This window comes from Brucella tritici, from assembly GCF_902825325.1.
GTDB lineage: Bacteria > Pseudomonadota > Alphaproteobacteria > Rhizobiales > Rhizobiaceae > Brucella.
The window spans coordinates 176,944-190,646 of sequence record NZ_CADEAR010000006.1; the positions used below are offsets into that span (position 1 = coordinate 176,944).

The following is a 13,703-nucleotide window of genomic DNA, read 5'->3' on the forward strand; positions in this document are numbered from 1 at the left end:
TATATGCCGGACAATACGCTGGGATTCTACAATTCAAATGCCATCGACTATGCAGCCGGCGGCGATGCGCCCAATCCGAAGCTGTTCGATTTCCTGAAGCGTTGCAAGCCAGGTGGCCGCATTCTTGAATTGGGGACTGGCTCGGGGATCGATGCACGCGCTATTTTGAACGCGGGGTTTCAACTCGATGCAACAGACGGTTCCGCCGAACTGGCGGCAATCGCTTCGAGGCAGTTGGGCCAGCCCGTCAGAACGATGATGTTCGACGAACTTTCTGCGGTCGAGGAATATGACGGTATTTATGCCTGCGCATCACTGACTCATGTGCCCAGAGGCGAGCTCGCCCCCATCATTGAGAAAACCTACGCCGCGTTGGCGAAAGGCGGCATCGTTTGGGCAAGCTTCAAGACCGGTACGGCTGAAGGCCACGACGCACTTGGCCGCTATTACAACTATCTATCACCGGAAGAGCTTCGGCATTGCTGGGGCAAGAATGTCCACTGGTCTGATATCACGATAGAATGCTGGACTGGCGGTGCTTACGATAAACGCCCCACCGACTGGGCAGCCGTCGTGGCAGTGCGATAGTTTCCGAAGGGTAAACTAGAAATTGAGCCTGGCCATTGCAAGTGAATCGACATATTCGCCAGCTCTGAAGGCGTCTTTCTGACGAACACCTTCGGCCACAAAACCGAACTTCTCATAGAGACGGATAGCGGCGGCATTATCGACATAAACGGTCAGTTCAAGCCGCTTCAGATCGAGCCAATTGTCGGAGATATCGATCAGCTCGGTCATAAGTGCCGTGCCAATCCCTTTGCCGATATGTTCGTCAGCTATGCCCATCATGATATCTGCGGCATGGCTCCGTCGTCCTCTGTGTCGCACCAAGCCGGCATTTCCGACAATCTCTGCATTGATAGTCGCAACAATCACAGTCGATTCCGGGCCAAGCGACTCCAGCCATTTCCTTGTCGTCTCGAGGCGCTGGAACGGCATGCGCAAGGTGCCGAACCGAAATCCCGGCATGTTCTGCAGACGGGTGAGGCCTTCGACATCTGTGGCTTCCACTGCGCGAATGACGAGATTTTCAGGTCTCATTTGAACTCCCGGTTCAGTGCTCAAGCAATCTCAGTTTGCTGGCTGACAAACATCCAGGCAAACCGAGACAGGCTGGCGATTTTTATCGCAGATACAGCCCTTTGACGCGGAATAGGATAGCGCGGGCATTCCCCGGCCGCAAAATGAATAAATTGCGACAAGCACGAAGGCGAGAACCGTCAGGCAAAGTATTCGATACATTTTGAACTCCCGTGGGAAGGAAGACCAAAATATTGTCCATGCAGGCAGAGAAGTTCTCAACACCAACAATTGCCTCGTAACTATATGGAAAATCTATGGCGCGTGCGTGGGCACATCCTCTTAGAACAACGCCGCCCAACTCGGGCGGCGCTGTAAAATTCAGGTATTCCTACCGGCGTTATCGTTCCGGGCGATCAGTTTTCAGCGCCGTAAGCGTCGAAATCAAAGTACTTGTCGTTGACTTCCTTGTACTTGCCGTTCGCGCGGATTGCCTTGATTGCATTGTTGAACTTTTCAACCAGTTCGGGGCGCCCCTTCTTCAAGGCTACGCCGACACCGACGCCATGGATGTTATCGTCCGACGGATAGGTGCCAACCATCTTGCAGCAGGCGCCATCCGGCGTCTTCAGCCACTCGCTCAGCGTTACACTGTCGTCGTTGACAGCATCAAGGCGGCCATTGGCCATATCAAGCCGATATTCTTCGGCAGTCGGATAGGCCTTGATCGTGCTGTCGGTGAACGCGTGTTCCGCATAGTTCGCATGCGTCGTGGACACCTGAACGCCGATCGTCTTGCCGGCAAGGTCTTCCTTGGTTACGCCCTTGATGTCGCTATCCTTGGGCACTGCAATGCCGGGAGGCGTGTTGTAATACTTGTTGGAAAAATCGACCTGCTTCTTGCGCTCATCCGTGATCGACATGGAAGAAACATAAGCGTCGAACTTTCCGGCCTGAAGTGCCGGAATGGTGCCATCCCACTCCTGCGTGATGAATGTGCACTCGGCCTTCATTTCCTCGCAGAGTGCTCTTGCGATATCGACATCGAAGCCCGACAGTGAGCCATCCGGATTGGTGAAATTGAACGGCGGATATGCGCCTTCTGTCCCGATTACAAGTTTCAGCGTTTCTTCGGCACTTGCAGTGCCAATTGCCAAACCACCCGTCGTGGCCACGATCCCCACAATCGAAGCTGCCACGGCCATACTCTTTAAAACGCGCATTCCCATTCCTCCCATTTTGTCTCGGCGGTTCCAGAATTGCTCTTCTGGTTCAGCCCTTGCAAGGGGAGGCTTCACGTCGGCAATGTAAATTGCCGACTCGTCATGATTTCTCCCCCGTTGCTATCAATAGATGGTTCGGTGGAACTTGCACAATGTCTTTTCTGAAAAGGTGAAAACGGTTCGGAATGCGCTTCAGACTGTGCAGCGAAACAGCATGTTCAACCGCCAGTACAAGCGGACGGCACGGCACGGCCGACGCCCCAGGATAAACGTCCTTGCACGATGGTTAGCGTCTGCTTGCCGTTCGAATAGGTTGTCCCCTCCTGGCCCATGGCGGGCAGATCGATTGCGGCAGCGCCATTAACGGATACCGATGCACGATCACCGAAAAGGCGCACTGCCAGACGTGTACCATCCTCGCACGTGTAGTCGCTGACGGGATAGGGATTACCTGCGCCGATAGACGCACCGGATGCAGAATGCCCGAAGCCTGCGAACATCAACGCAGCGACTGCCGCGATCGATAAACTTCTCAACATAATGTTTCTCCAGACTGGCACAGCAACGGAGTTGAAGCAGAGAAGCATATCTTACCCGATTCTCTGGCACGCTTTGAGCGTCATTTCGGGCAAATGGCGTATTGACCAGACATCCATTAGTATCTGCAGCCGAATAGTGCATCTCTACCATGCCATCGACAGTCGCGGCAACACGACCATGCATCCAACAATGGGTAATGGCATCGTGCCGGATATTCGGCGTCGCCCTTGGCTGTCTGATAAGAGCCAGACAACCCACCTGTAAGCCCGGATGGATTGGACCCGACACAAGGCCGGCACCAACCTGCTTGGCGTTGGCTGTGGCTGTATCAAGCTGACTTTCGATATTGAGATCGCCACCGACATCGGCAATCACGGTTTCGCCCGAGACTGTCGCACCGCGAAGATTGGTGTCGTTCCCGGAGTTTACATAGACCGTTCCGCTACCTGCGACATGTGTATTGACGTTGGTGACGGTCTTGTCGTTGCCTTTGCCCCGACCGAAGCTCGCGCTAATGCCGGGGCTCAGGAAGTCAATGGATAGTCCGCCGGAGACATTCTTGCTTGAATTTTCCGTTGTAGCCTTGGCGCTTTCCAGATTGATATCATTGCCTGCAATGAGCGCAATATCACCACGACCGCCGGACAGCGTACCATCTGCGTTGTAACCGGCACCGATTTGCGCGCCAACCGCATTGATATCGCGCCCTGCTTCCACAATGACTGTATCGCCAGCACGAATGGTCGTCGAAACAGGTATCGAAGCCGAACCTTCAGCACTGTTCTTCTGATACTCGAAGCCAATATCAAGAGACCCGGAAATCAGTTGCTCTTCCGGATTCCAGTTATTCTTCTCGTTTGCGCTATTCAGAACGTCATCGACATATTTGCCGTTGACCCCGGCAATTGTCGCCATGGCAATCGAATTGGCTGCATTGCCATCGCCGACCTTCTTTGCTGCCTCATAGGCATTGCCGACAGCAGCTGCGGCCTGTGACGAAACCGTTGCTGTTACGCTCGTTTACTGTCGCACTCAGAATGTTACGGAGCACCACAAAAGAATGCTGACCTTTCTAATAATCCAATACATCCATATTTCAACCAACTCTTCTCACTAACTATCTGATTTTTTTTGATTTATTCTGTAAACTTCTCCAGTTTCCACTGACCACTCCCCAGACGCATAACTGAAAGGGAAATCTGGATAGCAAACCAGAAGTCCTAAAAAAAAATTCTCAAAATCGATATTGAGCTTTTCAACTATTCGGAACTCATCGACTCGAACAACCGCATAATGATCTCCCGAGTCAAAACCAAATCCAGTACCCAAGCTATCAAAACCGAAAAGGAGTATATCTCCTTTTGCTCCGTTATCATAAATCATACGATCTTTATAATACTCATCGACCGCACTAATCAGTTCATTGGTAAACTCAAAATGAGCGGGAAAGTTTTTTGGTTCATTTTCTTCTTTAATTTTGCCGTATCCGAAGCGGATCAAGAACTCCCAATATGCGTCGGGACACTCTGGATACTTCGCACGCTGCGCAATGATCTCGGTCTCTGCTACGGGCTTCAAATTTTTAATCAATTGAGTTCTATTCGGCGACAGCCTGATCAAATCGTCAAACATTGAAGACCTCATTTTCTTGGCACCGGTGTTGGGAATGCACCTTGTGTCGGACTTCTTGCTCCATGTATGCCTCCCTGATGTTGACTTGGCATTGCGGGATGAGCGTTCCACCACTGGTTAGGACCACCATATCTCTGTGGAATAGCCGTCCAGCTCGCCCATGAAATCCGCAACCTTCGCCTTGGTAGCTTCGGGTGACATATCTTTCGGCGTATTCGTAAACAGATCACCGTTGATCAGGCCAGCTCGCATCGTATCGCGAATTGCGTTGATGCGATCCGCCAAACGTTGAGCAGCCGCTTTGTCGCCGATCTGCATAGCTTGGAAGTCTTTAGTTTCTTCAAGTGCAATAAGCCGTTCCGCTAACGCATCTGAATATGCTTTGAGTGGTCCGCCATTATGGGGTGAAACCCCCATTTTGGCCGCCAGTTCTGGATCGGCGGGCATATTCAGTAGATTGCGCATATCATCAATATTGAATTGACCCTGCTTTGAGAGCTGCTGCAACAGAGTAATACCCCTGAAGGCTTGCCGTTCAATAATATGATGCTCCTGAAAAGTGGGCGTTTCTGCCATATTATTATTTCCCAATAAATATGCACTAATACATGTAAAATAAACTATAGATTCGTAGCGTCCCGGAAACGAACACCATTTAAATCCGTAATTGATTTGCAAATTGAATAAAGATTACAGTCACAGAAAATATTACCAGAAAAAGGTGTTCTAAATACGTGCGCATCTCCAACAATATTCTCCTTAAAAACAATTATTACTCCACTACCCAACAAACTATATTGCTTTCCAGCTACAAACTCGTCGCTAATCGTAATATTTAATTTCGATTTTTCTTCATCAACTGCATCAATAGTTCGCACAACATCACAGAGGTAATGCCGGGGACCTTTAGAGCCGTCGGCGAGCGTGTAGTCGCATTCCGCAAACGCAAAGCCTTCTGGATCAACGGTTTCAAATATCTGCTTCAAGCGCTCGGAGATAAACCAGTAGCCACTTATGCCGCCTTCGATATCTCGCGGCGCATCCCCCAGTTTAGGATCGTAGGCGATATGCGGTTTTTCTTTCAAAGCAGGAAAGCCGCCTTCGGCAGGCTTTACAATAAGCCGCGGCGGCGTCAGTAGTTTTTCTTCATTAACGAATACGAGGCCATGCCCCTTTCCTCCGCCCGTGACATCTGGGCCGAATACATAGAACTTACGGGGGGTAGAACCATTCTGTTTCGTCAAATCCGTCGCGGACGACGAAATACCCTTTATACGTGGTGCAACCATTTTTTTCCTCAGTAGGTTTTTGAATGTTGATGCTCGCTTTAGCTTCTTAATCACTAAAAATTTTAAGCCGTTAACCTTGAACACGCCACCGCTCAACGAGGGTGCGGACGCCATCCTTGACTTTCTGCCACTCGGGCAGTGCATCGACGGGCATCAGAAGGATCGCTTCCAGCTGCAGATCCGTCAGGTACAGATAAACCTTGCAAAGAGGGTTTTCGTCTTTGCTTTCTGGAGCGGAGCAGCCCAATTTGATTTTGTAATCGCGTTGCGAGAGATCTACATAGCTGTCATCGCGAGTACCAGTTCTGTCAGTCACTTCATGCAAAAGCCCGAATTTTCGTTCTAGTCTGATGACCCCGTCCGAATGCAAGCCGTTTGAAAACGCTATGGAGGGAGATTCAGATTCCCCTTTGGCGGTATCGACGAACCGCAAACTCAATATCTTAACCACATAATCACGTGGTCCAGGTGCTTCGCGTCCCTCTTCCTTGGGGCGAAAATTTGCGTCGTACCACATGTCCTTTTGTGGTGACCGCAAATCGGGCAGCCAGAAGGCGAATTCGAGACTGGTTTCTTTTGGCTGGCAGTTCACTCCCTCTGGGGTTCGACGGCCAGTGAAATAACCGTATGGAATATCAAATGTATGCGGACCAAGGTAACGCCGGACCTTATAGGTCTTGTCCATTTTTTGTATGCCCGCCCAGCGATGCATCATGTCCTCGACTTCCGGCTTGCACGGATATTGTTCATCCGCAGCAGCAACTTGCGAGCCAATGGCGGTCAAAAAGCCCAGCAATGGTAACAATCTGAAAATGTTCAATAACCATTCCTCCGAGCACCGCCAATCGACCGGGATGTTTGCATGGCACTGGAATATCAGCCAGAACCGCCAATCAACAACCCGTTATCACATTCGCGTGAACGTTACGGGAAGGTTAAACAAAAGGAAAATCCCTGAATATTGCCATCAAGAACCGGTGGCCCGGATAAATATTTCGCAGATCATAAACTGGAAACGGAAATACCTTTTCTTCCAGTTTTCGCTACCCGCCTTGGCCGCCCAACGTGAATGCCTCTGAGCTTTGCCGCTTCCATGCCTGCCTTGGTGCGTTCACTGATCAGACTGCGTTCGAATTCCGCCAAGGCTGCCATCAAATGGAAAACCAGCCGTCCACCCGCTGAGCTCGTGTCGATATTTTCCATCACGGAATGGAATTCGATGCCGCGATTTCCCAACTCGCTCATCAGCCCCACGAGATTGATCAATGAACGGCCAAGACGGTCCAATCGCCAGACGACAAGCGTATCGCCCGGCTGCAGGCTCGCCAGCGCTTTCTTCAGCCCTGCCCGGTCCGCCTTTGCACCGGAGACCCCTTCATCCATGAAAATTTGCTCACATCCCGCGAGCTTCAAGGCGTTTAGCTGCAGATCGACTTTTTGTTCTTCAGTCGACACCCGCGCGTAACCGACCTTTCTGGGTTTGAAGAGAATATGGCTTTCGGCTTCTATTGGTAATGTTCTGGATTTCACTGCATGGTTTCTCTGCCTTTCCTTCAGTATTCGCGCCGTTTTCATCACTGTCGAGACCCTGATTTGTTGAGGGGAAAGGCAACCCTTCACCAAGTCAAGAGTGGTCAACATTTTTACATGAATTATTTTGGTCGAATCCAAATCATCGGCGGAATGACTGGATTTTCGACTTAACTTTTCTTTTGACTGCTTTCTGACGAAGTCTTGTGCGAAGGTTTCCGTTTAAGAAAGCCTTCGACTGTCAGTCGGAAGCCGGGGGAGCATGATGCCAGCATCAACTATGACATTGAGACGAATATTGTTGGCGTTGCTGTGGCGCAGCGCTGACAGTCGACGTAGCCGTAGCTGCGGTTTGTCAGCTACGACTACGCTCCATGCACTTGCCAAAACGGACAATTTCGATCTTTTTTCCTAACGCACATCCCTCATCATGGTGAACTTCGTTAGAGAAGACACCTTTATCCATGCTGGATTCAACATCACGGCCCAGGTTTCGGCTTCAACCTTCGTTCGAAACCTGCCTGTCTTGTTCGGCCAACCTTTGCGCCGAATTTGAACATGCCACTGTCCAGGGCCCTTTTGTCGAATCGTTGCCACCTGAAATCACCGTAATCGCTAGTGTGCCGGGGTTTCGACGCAGTGCCAAAATTGTGCCAACAAATAGCTAAATTCCAATCGCCAATTTCGCGACTTTCGTAATTATTTGATTTTATTGATAAAAATGGCGCACCCGACAGGATTCGAACCTGTGACCTCTGCCTTCGGAGGGCAGCACTCTATCCAGCTGAGCTACGGGTGCATCGCCGGAAGGCTCGAAGCCTTTTCATGCGCGTTTCTAACTGAACCGCGCATATGCATCAATGGCCTATTTTGATTAAGAGACGCAAATTTTGCCATTAGAGCGCATCCCGAAAAGTGTGAAACGATTTTCGGATAAGATGCGCGCCAGACCAAACACGTTACGAACGCAACCCTGGAGCCTCCTGCCCCGTCCGCTCCACATATTCCGTATAGCCGCCGCCATATTGGTGAATACCATCCGGCGTCAGTTCCAGAACCCTGTTCGACAATGCGCCTAGGAAATGCCGGTCGTGCGATACGAACAGCATTGTGCCCTCATAGGCAGCCAGCGCCTTGATGAGCATTTCCTTCGTATCGAGATCAAGGTGGTTGGTCGGCTCGTCCAGAACCAGGAAATTCGGCGGATCGAACAGCATGGCCGCCATGACCAGACGCGCCTTTTCACCACCCGAAAGCACACGGCACTTCTTTTCGATATCGTCGCCTGAAAAACCAAAGCAGCCAGATAAAGCACGAAGTGGGGCCTGCCCTGCTTTTGGAAAACGCTCTTCCAGCCATTCCAATATCGTTGCATCGCCATCAAGCACATCCATCGCATGCTGCGCGAAATAGCCGAGCTTGACGCTCGCACCGATATTGACATTGCCCTTGTCCGGTTCGGCAGCGCCTGCGACCAGTTTCAGCAACGTCGATTTTCCTGCGCCGTTGATACCCATGATGCACCAGCGTTCGCGGCGGCGAACCATGAAATCAAAACCGTCATAGATCGTGCGGCTGCCATAGGTCTTGTGGACGCCCTTGAGGCTCACGACATCCTCACCCGAACGCGGCGCAGGCGCAAAGTCGAAGGCGACCGTCTGGCGACGGCGTGGAGGCTCCACGCGGTCGATCTTCTCCAGCTTCTTCACGCGGCTTTGGACCTGTGAAGCATGAGAAGCGCGCGCCTTGAACCGTTCGATGAACTTGATTTCCTTTGCAAGCATGGCCTGCTGGCGCTCGAACTGGGCCTGCTGCTGCTTTTCATTCAGCGCCCGTTGGCCCTCATAGAAGGCATAATCGCCAGCGTAGGTCGTCAGCGAGCCAGCATCGATTTCAATGATCTTGGTCACGATGCGGTTCATGAACTCGCGGTCGTGCGAGGTCATCAGCAGTGCACCGTCATAGTTCTTGAGGAATGCTTCCAGCCAGATCAGGCTTTCGAGATCGAGATGGTTGCTCGGCTCGTCGAGCAGCATCACGTCCGGGCGCATCAGCAGAATGCGCGCCAGCGCAACACGCATTTTCCAGCCGCCGGAGAGCTTGCCGACATCGCCATCCATCATTTCCTGCGTGAAGCTGAGACCCGCCAGAACCTCACGTGCACGGCCATCCAGACCATAGCCATCAAGCTCCTCGTATCGCGCCTGCACTTCGCCATAGCGTTCGATGATGACATCCATCTCATCCATACGATCCGGATCGACCATCGCGGCTTCCAGCTCGCGGAGCTCTGCTGCGACCACACTGACGGGGCCTGCACCTTCCATCACTTCCGCGACAGCGGAACGACCACCCATTTCGCCGACATTCTGGTCGAAATAGCCGACCGTCACGCCTTTTTCGACGGAAACCTGCCCCTCATCCGGCTGTTCATCACCAGTAATCATGCGAAACAGGGTTGTCTTACCTGCGCCGTTGGGACCGACAAGGCCGATCTTTTCACCGCGATTCAAAGCGGCGGAAGCCTCGATATAGAGAATGCGATGGCTGTTGGACTTGCTGATATTGTCGATGCGGATCATGGAACGGGAGGACTTTGCGAGATGGCGTTGAGTGGGAGGTGGTCGCGTTGCGGCCTCCTATGCCATGATGACACGGGCAAGTCACCCCACTTCGCGATTGAAGAGCTGGCGGGTGGCTTAGGGAATGTTGTGCAGCCATTGCTGCGTCGAGAACTTTTCGACCACAAGCTTTTCCGCCGCCGCATATTCTTCGGGTGTAATCTTGCTGCTCACGCCACCATTCAGCGACACAAAAGTGTCCTTCATACGCTTGATAACTTCCTCGCGTGGCAATCCGGTCTGACTGCGCACCGGATCGACGCGCTTGACGGCACTTGCGGTGCCCTTGTCGCTCAGCTTTTCGCGCCCGATGCGTAAAACCTTCACCATTTTCTCGGCATCCATGTCATAGGCCATGGTGACGTGGTGGAGAACGGTCCCCTTGGAGAAGCGCTTCTGCGCAGCGCCGCCGATCTTGCCCTTGGAACTCGAAATATCGTTCAGCGGCTTGTAGAAGGCATCGATGCCGAGCGAATTGAGCGCTTTCAGCACCCAATCATCCAGAAATGCGTAGGAATCGGCAAAGCTCATGTCACGCACAAGTTCACCTGGCGCATAGAGCGAATAGGTTATGGTGCTGCCGGGCTCCACAAACATGGCTCCGCCGCCAGTCACGCGACGGACAGTCTCGACGCTGAATTCCCGAGTTGCGTCCATATCCACTTCATTGCGCAATGACTGAAACGCGCCAATGATGATGGCCGGGCGTTCCCATTCCCAGAAGCGCAATGTCGGCGCGCGGCGCCCCGCAGCAACTTCCTGCGCCAGAACCTCGTCCAGCGCGAGATGCATGGCAGGCGAAACTGCAGGCATTTCAACAATCTGCCATTCGAAATCCCGCCATGTACGGGCAACACCCAAAGCGCGCCGGACGGCAATTGCAACCGCTTCCGGGCTGAAGCCGAGCATCATGGCGTCGGGCCTCAGGCCTGCCCTCACCGCATCGGCAATCTGCTCCGACGACGCATCGGCAGAGAGTCCCTCGACAGCGTTACGGATATCCTCCAGCGCCTCGTCCGGCTCCAGGAAAAAATCGCCCGCCACCTGTACATCACTCAGGCGCCCATCACGAACATCCAGATCGACAACGACAAGCTTTCCGCCGTGGACTTTGTATTCGCCGTGCATGGGTACAAACTTTCCGAAGAGTGAACGTGAGTGTTTCACTCTCATTTCATGAAAGCGGCGGGAAAGAAAGCGGTTCCGGCGTGATACGCTGAACTATATTCCAGCTTCAGAGGGCGCGACGCGCTGAACAAGCGAGGTCTGGCGCACTTCCTTGGTCTTGTGACCGACATATAACCCGGTAGCTATCATGGCCGCCAAAACAACGGCAATCGATTTGAAACTGAAAGGCAGATGGTGCATTTCCGATCCTCATTCCTGCCTCAACCAAACCAGAGCAGGAAATGATTGTCGACCCTGTCACTTTGAATTTTTAACCACCTCGCAAAATTCCCATTGGACGCTGCACATTCATCCTCTGTTCAAGATACCGGAACTACAGCATATTTCACCGATATCAGAGGGACTCATCATGATACCTGCACTCAAGACGACTGTTACTTCATTATGCCTTGGCGGCTTGGTGGCCGTCCTTTCGCCACTCGTCACACAGGCGTCTGCAGCCCAGCTGCAGCGCTGCGCCAGCGAAAACGGAGTCTGCCAGCTGCCCTATCCGGCCGAAGTGGTTTATGGAACCGGCGGGCGGAACACGTCGCGTTTCATTGATCGGCCACAGGTTACCTGCTCCAATCGTGTCTTCGGCGACCCGGCACCGGGCAAAAAGAAAAGCTGCTCCTTCGTGGTTCAGGACCGCTGGGACAGACCGGATCGTCCGGGCCGCCCTGATCGCCCCGGTCGTCCGGATCGTTATGACGACCGTTACAACGATAGTGACCGCGACTGGAGTCGTTGCGCGAAAGAAGGTGGGTTCTGCGATTTTTACGGTCGCAAGCGCGTCCGTTACGGCGCAAATGGCCGGTTCACAGAAGGCGTCTTCCGGAATGGCGTTCAGTGCGATAACCGCGCTTTCGGCGATCCCGCACGCGGCAAGGCCAAGGCTTGCTACGTTCTCGATTAACAATCCCGCGCAAGAACACAAAAGCCCGAACCATATGGTTCGGGCTTTTTGTTCATGGCCTGGAAATATATCGAACTAAACCGACACCTCGAAACGAAGCCCATCATATCCCGGCTCGACATTGTCCGGTGTCTCGCGCATGACGGTTTCGTAATCGAGTGGAACATGCATATGCGTGAGAATGGCGCGCTGAGGCGCCAGTTTCTCGATCCATTCAAGTGCTTCGCCAAGCGAGAAATGGCTTGGATGTGGACGATATTGCAACGCATCGATAATAAGCACCTCGGCGTGATCCAAATGCTTGAGGCTTGGTTCGGGAAAAGCACTCACGTCCGTGCAATAAACGACAGAACCTATGCGAAAGCCCAGCGATTCAATATCGCCATGCACCTGACTGAACGGCTCGAAGCGGATTGAACCTCCAGCTCCCGATATGGAAAACGGGGTCTCAGGAGCGATGTCGTGCATACTCAGAATTGGTGGATAATTCGATCCGGCGGGTGTCTCGAAACAATAGCCGAATGCCTCGAAAAGCCGGTTGCGCGTCAGCCGATTGGCGTAAACATCCATGAGCCGACGATTTTCAACAACATAAGTGCGAAGGTCGTCGATACCGTGAATATGGTCTGCATGCGGATGGGTATAGACAGCCGCGTCGAGGCTGTGCGCTCCAGCATCGATCATCTGGGCTCGGAAATCCGGCCCCGTATCAATCACGACCGTTGTGTTATTACCGGCATTGTCAAATCGCTCAACCAGGAGCGATGCACGGCGACGCCTGTTTTTCGGATTCTCCGGATCACAACTGCCCCAATCACCGTTGATACGCGGTACGCCGGGAGACGACCCGCAGCCCAAAAGCGTAAAACGCAGGCAATTACGCGGCGCTGTCACGATCAATTTCCTTTTGCGGCCAAATCTTCTGGCATAGGCATCTTGGAGAACAGGCGGAAGACATTTTCGCTGGTAATTTGCGCAATTTCTTCCCTGCTCACGCCAATCGTCTCGGCAAGTACGGCGGCGGTATGCTGCACGAAAGAAGGCTCGTTGCGCTTGCCACGATAAGGAACCGGCGCCAGATAAGGAGCATCTGTCTCGACGAGCAAACGATCACGCGGAACGATGGAAGCAACTTCGCGGATTTCGGCTGAGTTTTTGAAAGTCAGAATTCCCGAGAAAGAGACGTAACCGCCGAGCGCAATGCCCTTTTCAGCCAGAGCGCGACCGGAAGAGAAGCAGTGCAGGATGAACGGAAAAGCGCCCTTCTCCGTCTCACGCTCCAGAATCTCGGCCATATCCTCATCTGCGCTACGGGCATGAATGACCAGCGGCAATTGAGTACGACGTGCCGCCTCGATGTGCACGAGAAAACCCTGCCTCTGTGCTGCCGGTGGCGCATAATCATAGTGATAGTCGAGCCCCGCCTCGCCGATAGCCACCACTTTCGGGTGCTCGGCCAGACGCACGAGATCATCGGCGGTCACGTCCAGTTCTTCATGCGCATTATTCGGATGGGTTCCGACCGAACAATAAACGGAATCATAGGTTTCAGCGAGTGCACGGATCGTGTCGAACTTCTTGACCCGTGTGGAAATGGTCACCATGCGCCTGACCCCGGCATCCAGAGCGCGCTGAACGATGTCATCGCGCTCCGGCTCGAAGTCGGCAAAGTCGAGGTGACAATGACTATCGACAAGCATCATCG

Annotated in this window: 16 protein-coding genes and 1 tRNA gene; 2 read left to right on the forward strand and 15 right to left on the reverse strand. The window is 52.8% G+C overall.

The genetic code is table 11. From position 1 onward, the window contains the following. The first annotated feature begins 3 nt into the window (after positions 1-3). Positions 4-588, forward strand: a complete 585-nt coding sequence (locus HWX93_RS10770; RefSeq protein WP_176037367.1) for a class I SAM-dependent DNA methyltransferase — start codon at positions 4-6, stop codon at positions 586-588. A 15-nt stretch (positions 589-603) separates the two neighbouring features. Here the strand turns inward: HWX93_RS10770 and HWX93_RS10775 are convergent, their stop codons facing one another. From HWX93_RS10775 to HWX93_RS10835, 13 genes are all read right to left on the reverse strand, one after another. Then, a complete protein-coding gene (locus tag HWX93_RS10775) occupies positions 604-1,101 on the reverse strand; it encodes a GNAT family N-acetyltransferase (protein WP_176037368.1) in 498 nt (165 codons plus the stop codon). A 395-nt stretch (positions 1,102-1,496) separates the two neighbouring features. After that, positions 1,497-2,303 (reverse strand): ABC transporter substrate-binding protein, encoded by an 807-nt coding sequence (locus HWX93_RS10780; protein ID WP_419190857.1) that lies wholly within the window; start codon positions 2,301-2,303, stop codon positions 1,497-1,499. 218 nt (positions 2,304-2,521) lie between these two features. Next, a complete protein-coding gene (locus HWX93_RS10785; protein ID WP_109987871.1) occupies positions 2,522-2,803 on the reverse strand; it encodes a hypothetical protein in 282 nt (93 codons plus the stop codon). Next, a complete protein-coding gene (locus HWX93_RS10790) occupies positions 2,751-3,758 on the reverse strand; it encodes a hemagglutinin repeat-containing protein (RefSeq protein WP_176037369.1) in 1,008 nt (335 codons plus the stop codon). The genes HWX93_RS10785 and HWX93_RS10790 overlap by 53 nt, the downstream gene beginning before the upstream one ends. A 198-nt stretch (positions 3,759-3,956) precedes the next feature. Further along, positions 3,957-4,475, reverse strand: coding sequence for a hypothetical protein (locus HWX93_RS10795; protein WP_176037370.1), 519 nt, complete (start codon positions 4,473-4,475; stop codon positions 3,957-3,959). A 117-nt stretch (positions 4,476-4,592) separates the two neighbouring features. Further along, positions 4,593-5,051 (reverse strand): AHH domain-containing protein, encoded by a 459-nt coding sequence (locus HWX93_RS10800; RefSeq protein WP_176037371.1) that lies wholly within the window; start codon positions 5,049-5,051, stop codon positions 4,593-4,595. 44 nt (positions 5,052-5,095) lie between these two features. Then, positions 5,096-5,878: a DUF1629 domain-containing protein gene (locus HWX93_RS10805; RefSeq protein WP_210267212.1), complete on the reverse strand. Its 783-nt coding sequence runs from the start codon at positions 5,876-5,878 to the stop codon at positions 5,096-5,098. Then, on the reverse strand, positions 5,835-6,584 hold the full coding sequence (locus HWX93_RS10810; RefSeq protein WP_176037372.1) for a hypothetical protein: 750 nt from the start codon (positions 6,582-6,584) through the stop codon (positions 5,835-5,837). Before HWX93_RS10810 ends, HWX93_RS10805 begins: the two co-directional genes overlap by 44 nt. A 182-nt stretch (positions 6,585-6,766) precedes the next feature. After that, the gene (locus tag HWX93_RS10815; protein WP_176037449.1) at positions 6,767-7,339 is read right to left on the reverse strand and encodes a recombinase family protein; all 573 of its coding nucleotides are present in this window, start codon (positions 7,337-7,339) and stop codon (positions 6,767-6,769) included. 677 nt (positions 7,340-8,016) lie between these two features. After that, positions 8,017-8,093 (reverse strand) — tRNA-Arg (locus HWX93_RS10820). Positions 8,094-8,253: 160 nt separating this feature from the next. Continuing rightward, on the reverse strand, positions 8,254-9,876 hold the full coding sequence (gene abc-f, locus HWX93_RS10825; RefSeq protein WP_176037373.1) for a ribosomal protection-like ABC-F family protein: 1,623 nt from the start codon (positions 9,874-9,876) through the stop codon (positions 8,254-8,256). A gap of 117 nt (positions 9,877-9,993) precedes the next feature. Continuing rightward, entirely contained in the window at positions 9,994-11,043 is a 1,050-nt protein-coding gene (locus HWX93_RS10830; protein WP_109987809.1) for a lipoate--protein ligase family protein, read from the reverse strand. Between the two features lie 93 nt (positions 11,044-11,136). Next, positions 11,137-11,283 (reverse strand): hypothetical protein, encoded by a 147-nt coding sequence (locus tag HWX93_RS10835; protein ID WP_176037374.1) that lies wholly within the window; start codon positions 11,281-11,283, stop codon positions 11,137-11,139. A gap of 169 nt (positions 11,284-11,452) precedes the next feature. On the opposite strand from HWX93_RS10835, the gene HWX93_RS10840 reads away from it, so the two are divergent. Further along, entirely contained in the window at positions 11,453-11,998 is a 546-nt protein-coding gene (locus tag HWX93_RS10840; RefSeq protein ID WP_109987808.1) for a hypothetical protein, read from the forward strand. 75 nt (positions 11,999-12,073) lie between these two features. Here the strand turns inward: HWX93_RS10840 and HWX93_RS10845 are convergent, their stop codons facing one another. Beyond that, positions 12,074-12,892 carry an MBL fold metallo-hydrolase gene (locus HWX93_RS10845; RefSeq protein ID WP_176037375.1) on the reverse strand — a complete coding sequence of 273 codons (819 nt, stop codon included), beginning with the start codon at positions 12,890-12,892 and terminating at the stop codon, positions 12,074-12,076. Positions 12,893-12,894: 2 nt separating this feature from the next. After that, the gene (locus HWX93_RS10850; RefSeq protein ID WP_109987870.1) at positions 12,895-13,698 is read right to left on the reverse strand and encodes a TatD family hydrolase; all 804 of its coding nucleotides are present in this window, start codon (positions 13,696-13,698) and stop codon (positions 12,895-12,897) included. Positions 13,699-13,703 lie beyond the last annotated feature (5 nt).

Bases quoted from the DNA above. Each gene is read 5' to 3' on its own strand.
- HWX93_RS10770 (WP_176037367.1), top strand. From the start codon at position 4: ATGCCGGACAATACGCTGGGATTCTACAATTCAAATGCCATCGACTAT.
- HWX93_RS10840 (WP_109987808.1), top strand. From the start codon at position 11,453: ATGATACCTGCACTCAAGACGACTGTTACTTCATTATGCCTTGGCGGC.
- HWX93_RS10835 (WP_176037374.1), bottom strand. From the start codon at position 11,283: ATGCACCATCTGCCTTTCAGTTTCAAATCGATTGCCGTTGTTTTGGCG.
- HWX93_RS10815 (WP_176037449.1), bottom strand. From the start codon at position 7,339: ATGAAAACGGCGCGAATACTGAAGGAAAGGCAGAGAAACCATGCAGTG.
- abc-f (WP_176037373.1), bottom strand. From the start codon at position 9,876: ATGATCCGCATCGACAATATCAGCAAGTCCAACAGCCATCGCATTCTC.
- HWX93_RS10795 (WP_176037370.1), bottom strand. From the start codon at position 4,475: ATGTTTGACGATTTGATCAGGCTGTCGCCGAATAGAACTCAATTGATT.
- HWX93_RS10785 (WP_109987871.1), bottom strand. From the start codon at position 2,803: ATGTTCGCAGGCTTCGGGCATTCTGCATCCGGTGCGTCTATCGGCGCA.
- HWX93_RS10805 (WP_210267212.1), bottom strand. From the start codon at position 5,878: ATGGCGTCCGCACCCTCGTTGAGCGGTGGCGTGTTCAAGGTTAACGGC.
- HWX93_RS10790 (WP_176037369.1), bottom strand. From the start codon at position 3,758: ATGGCGACAATTGCCGGGGTCAACGGCAAATATGTCGATGACGTTCTG.
- HWX93_RS10850 (WP_109987870.1), bottom strand. From the start codon at position 13,698: ATGCTTGTCGATAGTCATTGTCACCTCGACTTTGCCGACTTCGAGCCG.
- HWX93_RS10830 (WP_109987809.1), bottom strand. From the start codon at position 11,043: ATGCACGGCGAATACAAAGTCCACGGCGGAAAGCTTGTCGTTGTCGAT.
- HWX93_RS10800 (WP_176037371.1), bottom strand. From the start codon at position 5,051: ATGGCAGAAACGCCCACTTTTCAGGAGCATCATATTATTGAACGGCAA.
- HWX93_RS10775 (WP_176037368.1), bottom strand. From the start codon at position 1,101: ATGAGACCTGAAAATCTCGTCATTCGCGCAGTGGAAGCCACAGATGTC.
- HWX93_RS10780 (WP_419190857.1), bottom strand. From the start codon at position 2,303: ATGCGCGTTTTAAAGAGTATGGCCGTGGCAGCTTCGATTGTGGGGATC.